This window comes from Paenibacillus sp. FSL R10-2736 (assembly GCF_038000245.1).
GTDB lineage: Bacteria > Bacillota > Bacilli > Paenibacillales > Paenibacillaceae > Paenibacillus_AQ > Paenibacillus_AQ phytohabitans.
Genome location: NZ_JBBOBN010000001.1, coordinates 5,266,468 through 5,286,598, shown reverse-complemented (window position 1 = coordinate 5,286,598; position 20,131 = coordinate 5,266,468). Strand labels below are relative to the sequence as shown.

Sequence of the window (20,131 nt, the reverse complement as noted above, 5' to 3'; positions counted from 1 at the left end):
CTCAAGTCCGGATTATGGGCTGGAAGGGCAGCTTTTTTATGGGCATCATACAATTTACGGAATATTCCAGCCGCCTCGGTCTGGAGACTGAGGCCTGTTTCCTTCTCACGCCGCTGTTCCCCGCAGCTTTCTTCCTGTAGACTAGGACTATAAGCGTGAAGAAGCAAGAGTTACACTAACTACTGGGGGGAATGACATATGAAACGACGGTTCACCAGCCAGGTGCTCGGCGGACTGATCCTTATCGGTCTCGGAGGCCTGTTCCTGCTAAGACAGATGGGCTACACTGATTTCAGCCTGGGTTCAATGATATCTACGTATTGGCCGGTTATTCTGATTATATTAGGGGTTAAACGCTTTTTGTCCCCGGATGATGAGCATTCAAGATTCTCTGCGACACTTGGCGGATTTTTCTTTCTGGCCATCGGCGTGTTTTTCCTGGGACGGAATTTAGAATGGTTTGACTTCTCGGCAGGCGATTTCTTCAAAATGCTGATCCCGGTTATGCTGATCGGCGGCGGTTTAGCCGTTATTTTCAAGCCGCGGGGCACAACGCCGCCGGTTCCTCCGGCACCGCCGGCACCACCGAATTTCTATCCGCCCGGACCGGGCAAAAGCCCGCTGGATGCGAAGCCTCCTGCACCGCTGGAATCGACGCTCGATGAGCAGTTTGAGCAGAAGTTCGGCAAATCTGCCGGTGCCGGCGGGCGGGACTGGAATGATTATCTGCACAAAGACACTGAGGATGAAGACGGAGAACAGGGAGTATCCTCCTCTTCGGCGGATGCCCGGTGGCAGGAGAAGCAGGAGCGCCATGAACGCAGACGCCAGGAGCGCCAGGAACGCCATGCCCGCCGCCACGGCGAATGGCATGAGGAGTTTCAGGATTCCGGGCAGGACAAAGAAACGACGAACCGCTCGGCTTTTATCGGCGATGTCCATATGGGCCGTGAGCATTTCCAGCTAAAACAAACCAACATTTCGCAGTTTATCGGGGATACAGTGCTGGATCTGACCAATGCGCAAATTCCTTACGGTGAGACCAAGATCAACATTTCCGCTTTTGTCGGTGATATTAAGGTTTATATTCCGGATGATATGAATCTTGGTGTATCGGTTAACGGCAGCTCGTTCATTGGTGATATGCAGGTGCTTGAGCAGTCGCGCAGCGGATTCATGAGCAATGTACAGTGCAAGACGCCTTATTATAAGGAGGCAGGTAAAAAAGTCCGCATTAACGTCAGCTGCTTCATCGGTGACATTAAAGTCAAAACGGTGGGCTAAATGGGGACGATCTTCAGCAATACCAAGTGGATGCTGCTGGTGTATTTCCTGCTTAGCGGCGGAGTAACTGCCGGACTGATGTATGCCGGGACATGCCTGGGCTATATCCGGGTGGTGGATACCAGCATGTGGCTGTACCTGTGTCTGGGCATTGTGCTCTTCACCGTGACTATCGGCTATATTGCCGGACAGCGGATTCAGCGGCGGATCGACCATCTGGACCTGAATATGCTGCAGGTAGCCAAAGGCAATCTGTCCGTACGGATGCCGGAGAGCGAAGACCAGTCTTTTGCCCGGGTATATCACGAATTCAATATTATGATGGATACTGTAGAGAAGAAGATGAAGCTCCTGCAGCAGCTGGGTGAACAGGAAGTCATTGAGAAGGAAAAGGCGGCGGAGAGCGCGGTACTGGAAGAGCGGAGGCGTATGGCCCGGGATCTGCATGATACGGTGAGCCAGCAGCTTTTTGCGATTCACATGTCCGCTTCTTCGCTGCCTAAAGTGCTTGAACGGAGCGCAGAGCATGGGCAGACGGTCATGGACCAGCTGATCAGCATGTCCCAGATGGCGCAGAAGCAAATGAGGGCATTGATCGCGCAACTGCGTCCGGTGGAGCTGGAGGGGCGCAATCTGTTCGAGGCGCTGGAGAAATGGTTCCCGGATTACTGCCGCCAGAACGGGCTCAAGGGAGTAAAGGAGCTTGAACTGCAGGGTGAGCTGTCCGAGGCGATTGAACATCAGCTGTTCCTGATTATTCAGGAGTCGATGGCGAACATCGTGAAGCATGCCGGAGCACGGGTAGTCAGCCTGTCGCTGCGCGAGGTGCCGCGCCAGGTTGTGCTGAGCATCAGCGATGACGGTCAGGGCTTCGAGCAGGTGCAGCATAAACAGGGCTCCTATGGACTTACCACCATGCGCGAGCGTGCCGAGAAGCTCGGCGGCCAGGTAGAGATTATCAGCCGCAAGGGGGCGGGAACTACGATCCGCGTACATATACCAAAGTTTGTGCAGGGCATCCCGGAGCCGGTTGATGCCGAATCTGAGCCTGATAGGGGGAGTACAGAATGAGTCTCATTAAAGTGCTGCTGGTGGATGATCATGATATGGTGCGGATGGGTCTCAAAACATATCTGATGCTTGATCCGATGTTTGAAGTTATAGGTGAGGCAGAGAACGGGCATAAGGCGCTTGGCATGCTGCGTGAACTGGGGCATGAGGACCTGCCGGATCTGGTGCTGATGGATTTGATGATGCCGGTCATGAACGGGGCGGAGACAACGCGCGCAGTGCTGGCCGAATTCCCGGGTCTCAAAATTGTCATCCTCACCAGCTTCCTGGAGGATGATCTTGTTGTAGACGCGATCGAGGCGGGGGCAGTCAGCTATGTGCTCAAAACCGTCTCGGCAGAAGAGCTGATCTACGCGCTGCAAGGCGCGTACCGCGGCATGCCGGTGATGACCGGCGATGTCTCGCAGGCACTGACCCGAGGCATCCGCCAGCGTACCGTACAGGGCGACTCTTCCGGCTTGACCGAGCGGGAGAAGGAAGTGCTGCTGCTGATCGCTGAGGGCAAAACCAATAAAGATATCGGCGAGGAGCTGCATATCAGCATCAAGACGGTGAAGACGCATGTCAGCAACCTGCTGATGAAGTGTGAGCTGGATGACCGCACCCAGCTGGCTATCTACGCCCACCGTAAGGGCTGGGCGCAGAGTTAGCTCCTTCAGTTCAGTGAATCCTGCACAAAATACAACATTTTCCTCTATATATCATCTATAATCGAAAATTGTTGTACGAAAGGCAGCACTCCACCTCTTTCGAGCGGCTAAACGGGGCAATTCTTGTATTTCGTACAACAATTCTCCCTAAAACCCCTGTTATCTAGGAGCAAAGTTGCAATATGTACAACATTCATGCCTATTGTACGTATGCTTGAAGCGGTAACCTGCAATACCCCGGCGCTATAGCGCCGGGGTATTTATTTGTCCTCTACGTTCACCAATTGCCTCAACGGCCTCAACAACCGTATTTCCTGCGGTTCTCCCTCATATTCTCTTTTAATTGTTCATATCTTTTATCTCCGCTTAAATTGTTTTTAATGTGACCTTAAGGTTTAAAGTACAAAATAAGAACAAGAAAACAAATAACACTTTGCCGGATGCGGCAAGGCGCGGGAGGAAAGAAAACATGGACGATAACAAAAACAACTACAATCGTGAGAACAACTTTAATCGTGATAATGAACCGGGACCGCAGCGGGAATGGGACAGTAATGATAGCAGTAACTTTAACAACAATGACAATAACAACAGTAACTCATCAACCGAAGCAGGCTCTTCATACTACTATTCCTATGGGCCGTTCAAATCCTTGAACAATGATGAGATGAATGGTGAAGATCCGCAGCATTACAACCGCCGGGAGCCGGAACGTGTAGAGATTTCACCTCCGCAGCCGGTCAAGCCTTTACCATACAGCACTTCGCTCCGCACAACCGGATATGACGGAAATGGCGGACGCGGCGGTAACCCTCCTGAGGGAAGTAATGGCTGGCAGTATAACCGTAAGCCGAAGAAGCCGGTCAAGGCGGTACTTATCTCTTTTCTTGCCGGAATGATTGTATTATCGGGTTCGATGTTCATGGCGGACCGGGGCAACTGGTTCACAGGCGATCAGGCAGTTACAGCAGCCGTTACGAATACAGCAGCTAAGACAGCGAACGGAAGTGCTACCATTACGCCTTCCACTTCCACAGCAGCACTGGTTACCGGATCGGGTGATGTATCCAGCGTAGTGGATGGGGTGGGACCGGCAGTTGTCAAAATTGAGACGCTGGTTAAATCAAGCAGCAGAAGCAGCAGTAATCCGAATATGAGCGATCCGTTCTCCCAGTTCTTCTTCGGTGATCAGTTCGGCGGCAGCGGATCTTCCGGCTCCAATTCAGAATCCCAGCCGGAATCAAACAATTCGGATTCATCCCAGCTTACTCCTTATGGAATCGGCACAGGCTTCATTTATAATTCAGACGGTTATATTCTGACCAACCAGCATGTGGTGGATAATGCAGATGTCATTCAGGTTACGGTTGACGGCAATACCAAACCTTATGAAGCGAAATTGCTCGGCTCCAGCAAAGATCTGGACTTGGCAGTGCTCAAAATTGAAGGAACGGACTTCCCTACAGTGGCGCTCGGTGATTCCGACAGCATTAAGGTAGGTTCAGAAGTCGTAGCGATTGGTAACCCGCAGGGCTTTGATCACACCGTTACAGCAGGTGTACTGAGTGCCAAGGGCCGCAGCATTGATATTAATGAAGAAGACGGAAGCGGCACACGCAATTACAAGAACCTGCTGCAGACGGATGCTTCGATTAATCCCGGGAACTCGGGCGGGCCGCTGCTTAACATGAACGGTCAGGTCATAGGGATGAATGTGGCGGTTAGCACAGACTCCCAGGGTATCGGTTTTGCTATCGCGGTCAATACCATTAAAGAAGTTGTAGAGAAACTGGAAGCCAATCAGGAAATTCCGAAAGAACCGGTACCATTCATCGGCGCTTCGCTGATGACCATTACCGATGAAGTCGCTAAGCAAATGGGCACTGACCTTAAAGAAGGCTCCGTAGTCGCCGAGATTGTCTTCAAATCTCCAGCGTATACCGCCGACCTCCGCCCTTACGATATCATCACAGGTGTGAACGGTACGAACTATGCCACCAGCCAGGATCTGATTACTTACATCCAGACGCTCAAAGTTGGCGATCAGGTGACACTGAATGTGGTTCGTGACGGTAAGAAGCTGGATCTTCCGGTAACAATCGGCAACAAAAATGATTTTGACACGACTCAAACTCAGAAGCAATAAACACACCGGACGGTGAGCAGCACAGCGGAAGGGGAGACCCTTCCGTTTTTGCTGCATAGGCTGCGGATAAACGGATTCATGATACAATATAGATATATGAACTGAACAATGGGGGCTGCTTGATGCGACCGAATATTTTAATTATTGATGACGATGAGAAAATTATATCCATGCTGCGCCGCGGGCTTGCCTTTGAAGGGTATGATGTCAAAACAGCCGCTAACGGGGCAGATGGGCTGCGTGCTGTTCTGAACAGTGATCCGGATGTGGTTATCCTGGATGTAATGATGCCGCAAGTGGACGGGTTCGAGGTCTGCCGCCGTCTGCGTGAGGGCGGAAGCAGTGTTCCGGTACTTATGCTGACGGCCAAGGATGAGATTGAACACCGGGTCAAAGGGCTCGATCTGGGTGCGGACGATTACCTGGTGAAGCCGTTTGCTCTGGAGGAGCTGCTTGCCCGGGTACGGGCACTGCTCCGGCGCAAAAGTGAGCAGGGCGGAGGCTCGGACCAGGCGGTTTCCTATGAGGATATCACACTGGATGTAGATTCGCGTGAGGTGACGCGTGCAGGCAAACGTCTGGAGCTGACGGCGAAGGAATTCGAACTGCTGCATCTGTTCATGCAGAACCCGAAGCGGGTGCTGTCCCGTGACCTGATCATGGACAAGATCTGGGGTTACGATTACAGCGGTGAATCCAACGTGCTGGAGGTATACATCGCAATGCTGCGCCAGAAGACGGAAGAGCATGGCGGCAAAAGGCTGATTCAAACGATCCGGGGAGCCGGCTACATCCTAAGAGGTGACTAATATGTCTATACGTTTGCGGCTGACTGCCTGGTATTCAGGGATTCTGGCCATTATGCTGCTGGCTTTGTCTGCTGCAATTTACGGGTTTGTATATTTTTACAGCTATGGTGACATCAAAGACCGGCTTAAAGAGCAGTCAAACAAAGTTGTTCTGGGACAGGCGTGGAGCGACGGAAAGCTGAAGCTTGTGATTGGCGGTCCGGAAGGGCAGAATCTGTTCGCACAAATGTATATATACGACTTGGAACGATTATTTACCAATGACAATATGGAGAATATCGAGCTTAAGTTTAAAATCCCCGACCAGATTGCAGTTAAGAATCAGCAAGGGTTTATAAAAGCGAGCTATGAGGGCAATCCCTTTCTGATCTATCAGATATCAACTGATGTGAGTACGACCGATGGAATGCTTCCTGCTGTACTTCAAGTTGCTGTATATACGGGAGAACAGGACCGGCTGCTGCTGACACTGAAGAATATCCTGCTGGTAGGCTCCTTTGCCACATTGTTTGCAGCCTTTACGTTCGGCTTATTCCTGGCCCGCAAAGCAATGAGTCCGATCGGCAAGGTCATTGAAGCTGCGAACGGGATACAGACGGGAACTGACCTCAGCTCGCGGATCGTATATGACGGTCCGCAGGATGAGATCGGGCGGCTGATTGAGACGGTGAACAGTATGCTCGGGCGGATGGAAGGCTTCTATACGGGGCTGGAGGAGGCCTATGCCACGCAGCGCCGCTTCGTCTCGGATGCTTCGCATGAGCTGCGGACACCGCTTACAACGATTCGCGGAAATATTGATCTGCTGGAGAAGATATGGGAGATGGAACCGGATGACAGCCGGATGACCGAGGCGGAAATCCGCCAGCTCTCCATTGAATCGGTGAAGGATATTGCTGATGAATCCAAGCGTATGAGCCGGCTGGTGGCGGATATGCTCTCTCTGGCCAGAGCGGATACAGGCCGGACCTTTGATATAGAGCCGGTAGCGCTGGAGCCGATGATGACCGAAGTAGCACGCCGTGCTTCCTTCCTGCCGCGTCAGGCGGAGTGGTCTGTGGGCGAAATGGGCCAGTTGAACGGCAAATATATTCTTGGCAACAAGGACTATCTGCAGCAGATGCTGTTCATCTTCATTGATAATGCTTTTAAATACACGCCTGCGGGTGAGGTTACGCTGGATGCCGTCTTTTATCAGAACCAGGTGGGAATCCGTATCTCGGATACCGGAATCGGGATGGATAAGGACGAAGTGCCGCATATCTTTGACCGTTTCTACCGTGCGGATGAATCCAGAGGAATTACCGAAGGGATCGGTCTGGGGCTGTCCATCGCCAAATGGATAATTGATGAGCACGGCGGTTCTGTAGAGGTGGTCACACGGCAGGGTGAAGGGACGACTTTTGTGATCTGGATGCCGCTTCTCTTTGCCCCGCCGCTGGAATAGGGTATAATTAAACGGTTCCTATTACAGCAGTCATTGACAGCAGAAAGCGGTGAATCATGGAAGTCATCAAAATTTCTCCCCGGGGCTATTGCTACGGCGTCGTCGATGCTATGGTAATGGCACGGCAGGCCGCACAAAATCTTGATTTGCCACGGCCGATTTATATATTGGGCATGATTGTGCATAACAGCCATGTCACGAACTCCTTTGAGGATGACGGAATCATTACGCTGGACGGGCATAACCGTCTGGATATTTTGGATAAAATAGAAAGCGGGACGGTTATTTTCACTGCTCATGGTGTGTCGCCCGAGGTACGCAAGATAGCACGGGCCAAAGGGTTAACCACAGTCGATGCCACTTGTCCCGATGTAACAAAGACTCATGACCTCATCAAGGAAAAGGTTGAAGAGGGCTACGAGGTTATCTACATCGGCAAGAAAGGTCATCCTGAGCCGGAAGGTGCGGTGGGGATTGCCCCTGAACATGTCCATCTGATTGAGAAGGAAGATGAAATTGCCGGTCTCTCGGTCCCTTCCTCGCGTATTGTAATTACGAATCAGACCACCATGAGCCAGTGGGATATTAAGCATATTATGAAAAAACTGCTGGAGACCTTCCCGGGAGCCGAGGTCCATAATGAGATCTGTATGGCGACCCAGGTCCGCCAGGAAGCGGTAGCGGAGCAGGCAGGCCAGTGTGAGCTGGTAATTGTTGTCGGTGATCCGCGCAGTAATAACTCTAACCGTCTGGCACAGGTGTCGGAGGAAATTGCCGGCGTACCGGCTCACCGGATCTCAGATGTATCTGAGCTGAATAGGGATTGGCTGAAGGGGATTACCAAGGTGGGAGTAACCTCAGGTGCGTCTACGCCAACACCGATTACCAAGGAAGTTATCAATTATCTGGAGCAGTATGACGAAGCAAATCCTGCGACCTGGGAGATCATACGCACCGTGAATATGGCGAAGCTTCTGCCGCCTGTGAAGAATAAGAGTGCGAGTGCTACCTGACTTGATAGCAAATATGAACTTATAGAATAGGTATAGCGGCGGTGCGGCCTGTAGCCAGGTGTGCTGCCGTTTTTTTCGTCCCCCGGCGGTTTTGTTATATATAGCCTATTGGGGTTGACTGAAACGGAAACTTGCGGTAAAATCACTTTAGTGCTTAAAAGCGTACACGCGTCGTAGCGAGATAGTATCAAATTTGATTGATTATACCCGTTTATAAGAATAAGTGTCCAAAAAGGGGAGCTATAATATGATCGTTATTACATCCAACCAAACACCGCAGGATCAGGTAAATGATATTATTGCCGTAATTGAAAAAGAAGGCTTGCAGGTACATCTCTCAAGGGGAGCAGATCATACCGTAATCGGTCTTGTCGGCGGCGTGACCCCGAAGCTGGCCGAGCATCTGCGCCAGATGAAGGGCGTCGAGAACGTCGTGAAGATTACCAAGTCTTATAAGCTGGCAAGCCGTGATTTCCATCCGGAGGATACGGTTATCGATATCCGCGGGGTGAAGATCGGCGGAGAGAATCTCGTCATTATGGGCGGCCCTTGTGCCGTGGAATCCCCGGAGCAGATTGATGAAATCGCACGGCTGGTTAAAGCTTCCGGCGGCCAGGTGCTGCGCGGCGGTGCTTTCAAGCCGCGTACCGGACCTTACAGCTTCCAGGGTGTAGGCGTGGAAGGTCTTACGATGATGGCTGAAGCCGGCAAGCGCCACGGCCTGCTGACCATCACGGAAGTGATGACGCCGGAGTATGTGGATATCTGTGCGGAGCATGCGGATATTCTGCAGGTAGGCACACGTAACATGCAGAACTTTGACCTGCTGCGCAAGCTGGGAACCTGCGGACGTCCCGTCCTGCTGAAACGCGGTTTCAGTGCGACTTACGATGAGCTGCTGAACGCAGCGGAATACATTCTCGCCGGGGGCAACCGTGATGTTATGTTATGTGAGCGCGGAATCCGGACTTTTGAGACCTACACACGCAATACGCTGGATCTCTCAGCTATTCCTGTGCTGCAGAACCTCAGCCATCTGCCGGTGATTTCCGATCCAAGCCATGGCACCGGACGCCGTGAGCTGGTTGCGCCTATGGCCAAGGCTTCGGTTGCTGCGGGAGCCAATGGTCTGATCATCGAGATGCATACCGACCCTGATAATTCCATGACAGGTGACGGAGTACAGTCTCTGTTCCCGGAACAGTTCGACAGCCTGCTTAGAGATCTTGAGAAGCTGGCGCCGCTTGTTGGACGCAAGTTCTCTCCTTCACTGGAAGCAGCCCCGGTAGTTTAAATTTCAGAGTGCGAATTAGCTTCTTACAGGCTCTCTTCTCCCGCTTTGGGCGGAGGAAGGGGGCTATTTTTATTGAATATAGGACAAAGGTGACATGGGAATCGGATGAACTGAGTTTTTTCACCAAAGCGTCAGAATATCTTACATTGTCGTAAGAAATACCTGACATAAGCATTGACGATGTTAGGTTTGAGATTTATAATGACGACAGCAAAAAAATAAAAACAAGAACATTTGATACTGTGAGCGGCCTAATGTTCGGAACTTGGGGAGGAATAAAGCATGTCGGTTGAAAAAGTATTGCAGACGATCAAGGAGAACAATATCGAATGGGTGGATTTCCGGTTTGTAGATTTGGGTGGACGTGCTCACCACATCTCACTGCCAGCATCCGCAGTTGAAGAAGAAACATTTGAGAATGGTGTAGCATTTGATGGTTCTTCCATTACAGGGTTCCGGGGTATTGAAGAGTCGGACATGGTAATGATGCCTGATCCAAGCACTACATACATCGATCCTTTTACAGCTCACCCAACGCTTAACATCATGTGTGACATTTTCACACCGGATGGCGAACGTTACGAGCGTGACCCGCGCGGTATCGCTGTGAAGGCTGAAGAATTCCTGCAATCCAGCGGTGTAGGTACAGCGGCATTCTTCGCACCTGAGTCTGAATTCTTCATCTTCGACGATGTTCGTTATGAGAGCGGAATGAACAGCTCTTCCTACTTCGTTGATTCCGAAGAAGCAGCTTGGAACACTGGCCGTAAAGACGAAGGCGGCAACCTGGCATTCAAAGTTGGCGTTAAAGGCGGATACGTGCCTGTAGCTCCAGTGGATTCCCAACAGGATATCCGCAGTGAAATGTGCCGTTTGCTTGCTGAAGCAGGCCTGGAAATCGAACGCCATCACCATGAAGTGGCGACTGCAGGCCAGGCGGAAATCAACTTCCGTTTTGACACCCTCAAGAAAACAGCTGATAATCTCCTGACTTACAAATACATTGTGCAGAACACTGCACGCCAATACGGCAAGGTAGCAACCTTCATGCCAAAACCGCTGTTCGGTGATAACGGTAGCGGTATGCACGTTCACCAGTCGATCTTCAACGGCAGCGAGCCATTGTTCTACGAAAAAGGCTCTTATGCTAACCTGAGTGAATTGGCTCTGCACTACATCGGCGGTATCCTGTATCATGCTCCTGCATTGATCGCGCTGACTAACCCAAGCACCAACTCGTTCAAACGTCTGGTTCCTGGTTATGAAGCACCAGTTAACCTGGTTTACTCCAAGGGTAACCGTTCCGCTGCTGTCCGTATCCCGGTAGCTGCTGTAACACCTAAGGGCTGTCGTATCGAATTCCGTACACCTGACTCCACGGCTAACCCTTACCTGGCATTCTCCGCAATGCTGATGGCGGGTCTGGACGGAATCAAGAAGAAGATCAACCCTGAAGAAATGGGTTACGGTCCACTGGACAAGAACATCTACGAATTGTCTGATGCTGACAAAGAGAAGATCCGCAGCGTACCAGGTACACTGGACGAAGCACTTGACGCTCTGGAAGCTGACTACGAATTCCTTACAGAAGGCGGCGTATTCACTAAGGACTTCATCGATAACTACATCGCTCTGAAGCGTTCCGAAGCTCAAGCCGTTGCGATTCGTGTTCATCCGCATGAATACTCCCTGTACTTTGATGTATAAGATAAGTTAACTTGAATAGAGCTTGATGAAGAAGCCTCCGGGATCATTGGATTCCGGGGGCTTTTTCTGTTGTGTTCTGGATACCCAAGCTGTACCTGTCCCGCCTCCCGGTTGTGCCAAGCTATTTTGTATCTGTACTGTATGGGGAGGTAACTGGTGTTGCCGCAAATGATTGTAGTATAGCGGTATTGGCGGAAACAGGGCGGTTGCAAAGGCCGGGTTGCTGATCGGGCCGGGGCGGAGGATCATCAATGAACTAATTTTCATTCCAGCTCACTAACTTAGGGAGCATGGAGATCCCAGTCCGGCATGGCCTTATGAGTGGTCGTGATTTCGTGATTTTTCGTGTTATTTAATAGAATATATCCTATAAAATCTCAACTAGATTATATATAGCGCTTACATTTTGTATGTATTTTAGATGTGTAAAATTTCAGGCGTGTTTGTACTATGTTTAAGTCAGATTTATATAAAATATAAGACCGATAACGAAAGTGGTTTCGTGAATAATGGGATTCAAATAAAGGCTGTAATATCAGCTTTTATGGTAAAAATTTTGCACATCAAAGAACATGAAAAAAACCTTTACAAAGATTTATAACGATGCAATAATGAAAAACGAAACCGATTTCGGAAAGTTTGATTAAAAATGCAATCGATCTTTGTAGTATAGAGAGGATGAATACAGTGAATCACGATCACAAGATAAAATCAGGCTGGAGCTTCACCGGCAATAATGGGGATTTCAGACTGGAGCAGCCGGACCGGAGCAGTTTCTTATATTTTCCCCTGGTGAATGAGGGGGGCATGATGTCCTCGGTCAGCCCGAAGCTGCATGGTCAGGTGACTTCAGGTCATAATACATTCCTTACTCCGCCGCTCTCTGTGGAGGATCTGCACAATTCCCGCGCTTCCCGCAATTTCTGGGTATATATCGAAGGACAAGGCGCATGGTCAGCTACGGGAGACTCCGCCCGGCAGAATGCCGCGGTATATGGCGAGGGTGCTGATGAATCTCTGCTGGAAGCCGGACTGTTATGGCATAAAGTGACCCGCGACAATAAGGAGCTGGGGGTAGGAGCACAAATCACGAGCTTCGTACCTTGCGGCAATGACAAAGTAGAGCTGATGAAGGTTGTGCTGACAAACAGCGGCACGAAGGAGCTCACGCTGACTCCGACGGCTGCCATTCCGCTGTATGCGCGTTCTGCAGATGATCTGCGGGATCACCGTCATGTTACTTCGCTGCTGAACCGGACTTATACTTCCGCTTACGGAGTGGAGGTACAGCCGGCACTTTCCTTCGACGAACGCGGGCACCGGGTAAATCATACCTCTTACGGGGTATTTGGTGCTGCGGAAGGCGGGGCACAGCCGGTTGGCTTCTTCCCGGTGCAGGAGGAGTTCATCGGTGAAGGCGGAAGCCTGGACTGGCCGGAAGCGGTGGTACGCAATCTGGCTCCGGAGATTGGTGAAGGGGGCGGAATACACAAGGAAGGGTATGAAGCGCTTGGCGGACTGCGTTTTGCAGAGATTACACTTGCTCCAGGACAGAGCCATTCCTATGTAGTTGTACTTGCGATAGAGAATGACAGAATCGGCGTGCCGGCCTTGATGGCCAAGTATGGCTCAACCGCTGCTTTTGATGCGCTACTGGAGGAGAATAAGACCTTCTGGGCGGAAAAAGTGAATACGGTAGAGTTCCATACAGGGGATCATGCCGCTGATGAGTGGATGAAATGGGTAACCCTGCAGCCCGTGCTGCGCAGACTGTACGGCAACTCCTTCCTGCCTTATCATGACTATGGAAGAGGCGGCCGCGGCTGGCGTGATCTCTGGCAGGACTGTCTCGCTCTGCTGATCATGGAGCCTGCTGATGTGCGCAGCCTGTTGCTGAACAATTATGCCGGTGTCAGAATCGACGGCAGTAATGCAACGATTATCGGGCAGCAGCCTGGTGAATTCATAGCGGACCGTAATAATATTCCCCGCGTCTGGATGGATCACGGCGCATGGCCGTTCCTTACTACGATGCTGTACCTCGATCAGAGCGGTGATCTCGACTTCCTGCTGCAGGAGCAGACCTATTTCCGGGATTCCTTCATGAGCCGCTGCAAGGAACGCGATACGTCCTGGGAGCCCGGAGCCGGCAGCAGCCTGCGGACTGCAGCAGGTGAAGTGTATACAGGCACCATTCTGGAGCATATCCTGCTGCAGAACCTGGTTCCATTCTTCAATGTGGGTGAGCATAACAATATTCTGCTTGAAGGCGCAGACTGGAATGACGGCCTGGATATGGCCGCCCAGCGGGGTGAGAGTGTAACCTTCACCGCCTTCTATGCCAGCAATCTGCTGGATCTCTCCCGGCTGCTGATCACGCTTAAGGAACGTACCGGGGGAGACACCCTGGAACTCGCGGAAGAAATGAAGCTGCTGCTGGATTCGCTTGGCGAATCTATTGATTATGAATCTATCCCTGCCAAACACGGGCTGCTGGACCGCTACTATGCCGCAGCACCGAATAAGGTTAGCGGAATCCGTACCCAGCTGAAACTGGAGCAGGTTGCGGCGGATCTGGCCCGCAAAGCGGAATGGATCTTCGATCACCTGCGCCGCAATGAATGGGTAGCAAGCGGGCATGGCGACGGCTGGTTCAACGGCTATTATAATAATGACGGGGAACGTGTGGAGGGTGAGTTCGCTGAAGGTACCCGCATGACGCTGACCGGGCAGGTCTTCCCGCTGCTGGGTCATGCTGCTGCACCGGAACAGATTGCAAGCATTGTCTCGGCGGTGGAGCGCAATCTGTTCGATGACAAAATCGGCTACCGGCTGAACAGCAACTTCGGGGGCATTCAGCAGAATCTGGGCCGTGCGTTCGGCTTTGCTTTTGGCCATAAAGAGAATGGAGCCATGTTCAGCCACATGACTGTAATGTACGGAAACGCGCTGTATAAACGCGGATTTGTTAAAGAAGGCCGTAAAGTACTCGATTCGCTGTACAGCCTGAGCGCGGACTTTGAAGTCAGCCGGATGTACCCCGGTATCCCGGAATATATCAATGAGCAGGGCAGAGGGATGTATACGTATCTGACCGGTTCGGCAAGCTGGATGCTGCTGACAATGGTCACAGAGGTGTTTGGTGTCAAAGGCAAGCTGGGCGATCTGCTGCTGCAGCCGAAGCTGGTTAAAGAACAGTTTGATGCCGAAGGCCGTGCTTCTATCAAAACTATCTTTGCCGGACGCGAGCTGAAAGTCGTCTATACGGCTTCAGGAAGCGCTGAATACGGAGAGTACCAAATACATGCTGTGAAGCTGAACGGGGCTGAGGTAACGCTTCAGCGCGTCTCAGAAGGGGTTGTGATCTCGCGTAGCCTGCTGAGCGCCCTGCCTGAAGGCCAAGTCCATCTGCTGGAGGTTGAACTGGCGTAACGCCGGACGATAGGAATTTAAGACGCCTGCTCTGCCGGTCCGCCGGGAGCGGGCGTTTTCATATGAGATGCCCTATAAACGGTGCAGTAGCTGCGGACAAGAGCGTAACTTAAGGAAACCCGCAGGAAGTTGCAGCCGGAAGCTTGTGTATTCCCCGCAGTAACGGGTAAGCTTAGAATCCATGGGTCAAGCATAGATTGATCATAGGCCAAACATAGAAAGTAGAAAGGAAGGGCATTAAGTGGCACATATTCTATCAAACGGAATACTTACAGTGGAGATAGCAGAGCCGGGAGCGTATAGCGGCACCCGGTTTGATTGGAGCGGTTTTATTACAGGAGTGACTCTGGAGCAGGGGGGGCATACCTTTTGTGTGCCGGAGAGTCTTGTTCCGGGACAGGGCAGCGGAGGTAGAGGCCTGTGCAATGAGTTCGCCATTTCCCGGGCAATCGGCTATGAGGATGCCGCTGCCGGTGAGTGGTTCCCGAAGCCCGGAGTCGGGCTGCTGCAGAAGCAGAGCGATGAAGCATACGATTTTTTCGGGAAGTATCCGCTTATTCCCTTCTCCATAAATCAAGAGCTCAGCAGGCATTCGGTCACTTACACCGTCCAGCCGATGGAATGCCGGGGCTACAGTATGCGGCTGACTAAGACGGTTACGCTGAATGAGGACCGGCTGGATATTGCCTACGGGATTGAGAATGTAGGGGACAAGCCGTTGCGCATAGAGGAATATATTCATAACTTTGTCGGAATCAACGGCGCGGCTGTCGGCGGGGAATATGAGCTGAGGCTGCCGGGAACACTCCGGATTGCGGCACCGGAATCTTCCTATACGGACCATTTGCTGAATGTAACCGGGAACAGCCTTACCTGGTCGGCTGAGCCGGACCGTCCGTTCTACTGCAGACTCGAAGGCTGGGAGAACGCAGCGGCTGATCATTATTGGGAGCTCATCCATAAGCCAAGCGGCGCCGGAATCCGGGAGAGCGGGGATTTCACGGCGGAACGGATCATTCTATGGGGGGAGAAACATGTAATTTCCCCCGAGGTTTTTGTTGACATCACCATTTTACCGCGTCACAGCAAGGGTTGGAGGCGCAGCTATCAATTTTTTGCCTCCTGAAGCCTGTCTAGCTTACCTCCTATGTGAATAATTATACTTGCTGCTGTTTAATGTTATCTGCTATCATAGCGATATCCATATTCATAGGAGAGAAAGGGTGGGAGCAATTTTGAGCAAGAGAGCATACAATTTTAATGCCGGTCCGGCGGCACTGCCGCTTACAGTGTTGGAACGTGCACAAGCGGAGTTTGTTGAATTCCGGGAGAGCGGAATGTCCATTATGGAGATGTCGCACCGCGGGGCTATATACGAATCCGTGCATAATGAAGCTCAGGAACGCCTGCTTTCGCTCCTCGGCAATCCGCAAGGCTATAAGGTATTGTTCATTCAAGGCGGAGCAAGCACACAGTTCGCCATGGTTCCGATGAACTTCATCTCTGCAGGCCAGGTCGGCAGCTATGTTATGACAGGAAGCTGGGCTGACAAGGCCCTGAAGGAAGCCAAGCTGACAGGCGGCGGGCATGTTGCCGCATCCTCAGAGGATAAGAAGTTCCTGGCGATTCCGGAGCTTAGCAGCATCAAGGCTGCTGACAATGCCGCATATCTGCATGTTACCTCGAATGAAACGATTGAAGGGACACAATACGCAGAGTATCCGGATGCCGGTTCTATTCCGCTAATCGCAGATATGTCCAGTGACATTCTGAGCCGTGCCTTCGACATCAACAAATTCGGTCTGATCTATGCAGGTGCGCAAAAGAATCTGGGACCTTCAGGCGTCACTGTAGTGATCGCCAAGGAAGAGCTGATTTCCAGTTCTCCTGCGAATATTCCGACGATTCTGCGGTATGATACACATTATAAGAACAACTCTCTCTACAATACGCCGCCATCCTTCTCTGTATATATGGTTAATGAAGTGTTAAAATGGATTGAGGAACAGGGCGGGCTTGCCGGTACCGAAGCCAAGAACCGTGATAAAGCAGGTCTCCTCTATGACTATATCGACGGCAGTGACGGCTTCTACCGCGGAGTTGCGGAAGAAGGCAGCCGTTCCATTATGAATGTAACGTTCCGGATGCAATCGGAGGAGCTGGAGAAGCAGTTCATCAAAGCTTCCGAAGCGGAAGGATTCGTTGGCCTCAAAGGCCACCGCAGCGTTGGCGGCTTGCGTGCCTCCATCTATAATGCGGTTCCTCATGAGAGTGTTAAGGCACTTGCCGATTTCATGAAGCATTTCCAGCAAACTCAAGGTTAATGAAAGAACGCTCCTGACCTTCCGCCTGGCGGTGGAGGGTCTTCTTCTTGCCCGCAGCTCAGGATTTCCGGGCTCCGCCTGTGCCTGGAGCCATCATCAAGAATTCATTACAGGGCCAAGTACGTCTTTAGGACCCTACAGAGAGGAAGCATCCGAATTATGGCATTACACATTGTGCTCGTAGAACCGGAAATTCCGGCGAATACAGGCAACATTGCCCGCACCTGTGCGGCTACGGGAACCCACCTCCATCTCGTGCGTCCCCTCGGTTTCCGTACAGATGATGCAACACTGAAACGTGCCGGACTCGATTATTGGCATGCGGTAACCATTGAGTATCATGATTCCTTCAGTGAAGTACTTGAGAAGTATAAGGAGGGCCGTTTCTTCTACGCCACCACAAAGGCGGAGAAGCGTTATACGGATTTCACCTTTCAGGATGGTGACTTCTTTGTGTTCGGCAAGGAAACCAAGGGACTGCCGGCAGATATTCTGGAAGCCGGCAAGGAAACCAGAATGCGCATGCCGATGAGCGAAGCAGTAAGATCGCTTAATTTATCTAATTCTGCAGCGATTATTGTTTATGAAGCACTCCGGCAGTTGGATTTCCCGCAACTTTTCTAAAAGTTGACATCAATTTTTATTTTTTTCAGCAGGATTCGACATTTTAGTAACGAAATAGTTAATTAGTGCCGAAATAAGTAGTATAGAAAGTGAACTTAAGAATGAGAGTTCTCATTCTTAAGTTTATCTTAGTAGCTACTAATTATCAGTTGAACAGGAGAGTGTAAGTTAGATATGAAACCTGCTGGCGTTGTACGTAAAGTAGATCAGCTGGGTAGAATTGTTCTGCCTAAGTCCCTGCGTAAAAGGTATTCAATGAATGAAGGCGACCCTGTAGAAATTCTGGTTCAGGGCGATCATATCATTCTGGAGCGTTATCGTCCGAAGTGTGTCTTTTGCGGAGGTATGGAAGGCGTAAGCGAATATAAAGACCGTTATATTTGTGCAAGCTGCCTTTCGGAAATGACTCAATTGCCAAGACACGCGTAAGTGCAAAACAGCATTACTATCTACATAGGAGAAGCGCTGAACGGCGTCCTGTAACAGGCTGCTGATTGGGAAAGGCTTTTCTTCACACCAAAAAGAGCGCCGCACATCAGTGCGGTGCTCCTTTTTTTGTAAACGCTCAGCGGACTCTTATAAGCCCTTGGTCTTGTCGTCGTTGTAGGAAGAAGTAAGGATGCCGGCCAGAAACAGCAGAAAAACCAGGGTCACGATCCAAAAAGTCAGGGAGAACGACATGCTGTGCACCTCCGTTAGTGACTGTTATTCGTTAATCTGATTATACGCTTTCATTCCGCAAAAATAAATGAAAATGTGATTTATGGCATTGACGAACTCCAGTCACTTACTTGAAGAACAGGAAGTTCGTCGGTACACGCCGCAAATTGCCGTCAGAAGGGTTATTGATGACCTTCCCCCGGAAGATCAGCGAGGAAGATCCGCCTCCATCTAGATTGTAGGCATCAATGACGCCAAGGTTATACAGCTTGTCCTGAAGCTCTGCCAGAGTAGCCCCGGAATTGCCGTTCTCGTCATAACCGTCGGCCACCAGAATGAGCAGCTGATCATCCTTGAAGTTGCCGATCACGGTGCGCGGTGCACGCTTCGGAGTGAGCTGCCATTTCTGCGGAATCACAGTCTTGGTGTGATTCTTCAGCAGAACCGGCACGAAGGTGGCGCCAAAAACGGGCTCCAGCTGATCCAGCTGTGCCCGGCTGCTGAACTTGCCGCCGATCAGCTGCCCGGACTTATTGAGGCCGACGAAGCTGAGATCCTTGTAGCTGGGTTCGAAGCCATACAAATACTGGCCGCCGACAATGGTTGTAGACAGCGGATAACGCTTGCCGTTCTGATCGGCGAACCCGCCGGCGTTGATACCTGCGGATGCACCATAGCGGTTCACGGCCTGCATGGTGGTCTCGGATGCGCCAGTGCCGTCACCGGCCAGACTCATCTTCATGGCGGCAGGATCCTTCAGCCTGATCTTTAACGCGTATGCTTTATAGTTTCCGGGGTTCAGCCGGTACAATTCAATGGTAATCCGGTCACTGGTAATTACATCGGCAGGTATGCCCAGCCGGGAGGTAATCCGGTTATTGTAGATCCGCTCCGGGCGGGAGGCCTGGGCTGCGGCCGTACTGACCAGCGCATTCATGGCATTCGTGGTCTGCTTGTACAGCAGGGCACTGGCACTGATCGAATCGATGGTGTAAGACGCATAGCTCTTGGCTACGGCCAGATCCTGCTTAAGCTTAGCGGTCTCACTAACAGGGCCGGAGACAGCAGTAAAGGGTCCGGTATCGAGCTTGAGGTCGAGCGGCGGCTGATACAGCCACAGGCAGAGCAGCAGTCCGAAGAGCGGCGCGGTCAGGAGCATGAAGAAGCGGTTTACTCTTTTGACAGGAGTCATCATTTGAGCAGATCCATCTCTTTCTTAAGCGCATCCAGCTGCTTCTTGACCTCGCTTAATTGCGTATACAGTTTGTTGCTGTTGTCGGTCTTGTTGCTGGCGTTATCTTTGGTGAAGGTCAATAATTCATTAAAGGTCTGCACCGTGCTCTGCAGTTCCTTCACCTGTTCGGTCAGGACGGCGATCTTGGATTCGTAATCGGTCTTCAAAACGGTAAGCTGCTGCTGGCTTTGTGATCCAAGCTCGCTCAGCACCTGATCTTTCAGATGGTTCGTGTAGCTGTACACGGCATAAACGCCGAGTGCAATCATCAAAATCCAGAACAGTAGAAACCATTTTACGGAAGGTCCGCTTCTCTCTGCGCTCCGGCGCGAGTGTACCCGGGTCGATTCCGCTAGCGGTTGCATTTCATCACCTCAAGCCATTTTTTTTCAAGTCCCCATTCTATCAGACTTTTACTATTTTCGCAAAAGTGAAA

16 protein-coding genes are annotated in these 20,131 nt (G+C 51.2%); 14 read left to right on the top strand and 2 right to left on the bottom strand.

The genetic code is table 11. The features are described 5' to 3' along the window. The first annotated feature begins 198 nt into the window (after positions 1–198). From liaF to NSQ73_RS22605, 14 genes are all read left to right on the top strand, one after another. Entirely contained in the window at positions 199–1,284 is a 1,086-nt protein-coding gene (gene liaF, locus NSQ73_RS22670) for a cell wall-active antibiotics response protein LiaF (RefSeq protein ID WP_340988279.1), read from the top strand. Then, complete coding sequence (locus NSQ73_RS22665) at positions 1,285–2,355, top strand: HAMP domain-containing sensor histidine kinase (protein WP_039303347.1); 1,071 nt, start codon at positions 1,285–1,287, stop codon at positions 2,353–2,355. After that, positions 2,352–3,005, top strand: coding sequence for a response regulator transcription factor (locus NSQ73_RS22660; protein WP_340988278.1), 654 nt, complete (start codon positions 2,352–2,354; stop codon positions 3,003–3,005). Before NSQ73_RS22665 ends, NSQ73_RS22660 begins: the two co-directional genes overlap by 4 nt. A 469-nt stretch (positions 3,006–3,474) precedes the next feature. After that, entirely contained in the window at positions 3,475–5,151 is a 1,677-nt protein-coding gene (locus tag NSQ73_RS22655; protein WP_340988277.1) for a S1C family serine protease, read from the top strand. A gap of 122 nt (positions 5,152–5,273) precedes the next feature. Next, complete coding sequence (locus tag NSQ73_RS22650) at positions 5,274–5,960, top strand: response regulator transcription factor (protein WP_042135165.1); 687 nt, start codon at positions 5,274–5,276, stop codon at positions 5,958–5,960. Position 5,961: 1 nt separating this feature from the next. Continuing rightward, on the top strand, positions 5,962–7,407 hold the full coding sequence (locus NSQ73_RS22645) for a sensor histidine kinase (RefSeq protein WP_340988275.1): 1,446 nt from the start codon (positions 5,962–5,964) through the stop codon (positions 7,405–7,407). Positions 7,408–7,463: 56 nt separating this feature from the next. Next, positions 7,464–8,420: a 4-hydroxy-3-methylbut-2-enyl diphosphate reductase gene (locus tag NSQ73_RS22640; RefSeq protein ID WP_042135168.1), complete on the top strand. Its 957-nt coding sequence runs from the start codon at positions 7,464–7,466 to the stop codon at positions 8,418–8,420. Between the two features lie 247 nt (positions 8,421–8,667). Then, complete coding sequence (gene aroF, locus NSQ73_RS22635; RefSeq protein WP_039303367.1) at positions 8,668–9,714, top strand: 3-deoxy-7-phosphoheptulonate synthase; 1,047 nt, start codon at positions 8,668–8,670, stop codon at positions 9,712–9,714. Between the two features lie 282 nt (positions 9,715–9,996). Continuing rightward, entirely contained in the window at positions 9,997–11,421 is a 1,425-nt protein-coding gene (glnA, locus tag NSQ73_RS22630) for a type I glutamate--ammonia ligase (protein WP_042135170.1), read from the top strand. A gap of 687 nt (positions 11,422–12,108) precedes the next feature. Further along, positions 12,109–14,853 carry a GH36-type glycosyl hydrolase domain-containing protein gene (locus NSQ73_RS22625; protein ID WP_340988274.1) on the top strand — a complete coding sequence of 915 codons (2,745 nt, stop codon included), beginning with the start codon at positions 12,109–12,111 and terminating at the stop codon, positions 14,851–14,853. A 241-nt stretch (positions 14,854–15,094) separates the two neighbouring features. Further along, a complete protein-coding gene (locus NSQ73_RS22620; RefSeq protein ID WP_340988273.1) occupies positions 15,095–15,979 on the top strand; it encodes a hypothetical protein in 885 nt (294 codons plus the stop codon). Between the two features lie 106 nt (positions 15,980–16,085). Continuing rightward, a complete protein-coding gene (gene serC / locus NSQ73_RS22615) occupies positions 16,086–17,177 on the top strand; it encodes a 3-phosphoserine/phosphohydroxythreonine transaminase (protein ID WP_340989364.1) in 1,092 nt (363 codons plus the stop codon). A gap of 159 nt (positions 17,178–17,336) precedes the next feature. Further along, positions 17,337–17,801, top strand: coding sequence for a tRNA (uridine(34)/cytosine(34)/5-carboxymethylaminomethyluridine(34)-2'-O)-methyltransferase TrmL (gene trmL / locus NSQ73_RS22610; RefSeq protein WP_340988272.1), 465 nt, complete (start codon positions 17,337–17,339; stop codon positions 17,799–17,801). A gap of 174 nt (positions 17,802–17,975) precedes the next feature. After that, positions 17,976–18,230, top strand: a complete 255-nt coding sequence (locus NSQ73_RS22605) for an AbrB/MazE/SpoVT family DNA-binding domain-containing protein (protein WP_039303382.1) — start codon at positions 17,976–17,978, stop codon at positions 18,228–18,230. A gap of 358 nt (positions 18,231–18,588) precedes the next feature. On the opposite strand, the gene NSQ73_RS22600 is transcribed toward NSQ73_RS22605, so the two are convergent. Both NSQ73_RS22600 and NSQ73_RS22595 read right to left on the bottom strand, forming a co-directional pair. Then, positions 18,589–19,656: a phosphodiester glycosidase family protein gene (locus NSQ73_RS22600; RefSeq protein ID WP_340988271.1), complete on the bottom strand. Its 1,068-nt coding sequence runs from the start codon at positions 19,654–19,656 to the stop codon at positions 18,589–18,591. Next, positions 19,653–20,060 carry a hypothetical protein gene (locus NSQ73_RS22595; protein WP_039303387.1) on the bottom strand — a complete coding sequence of 136 codons (408 nt, stop codon included), beginning with the start codon at positions 20,058–20,060 and terminating at the stop codon, positions 19,653–19,655. Before NSQ73_RS22595 ends, NSQ73_RS22600 begins: the two co-directional genes overlap by 4 nt. Positions 20,061–20,131 lie beyond the last annotated feature (71 nt).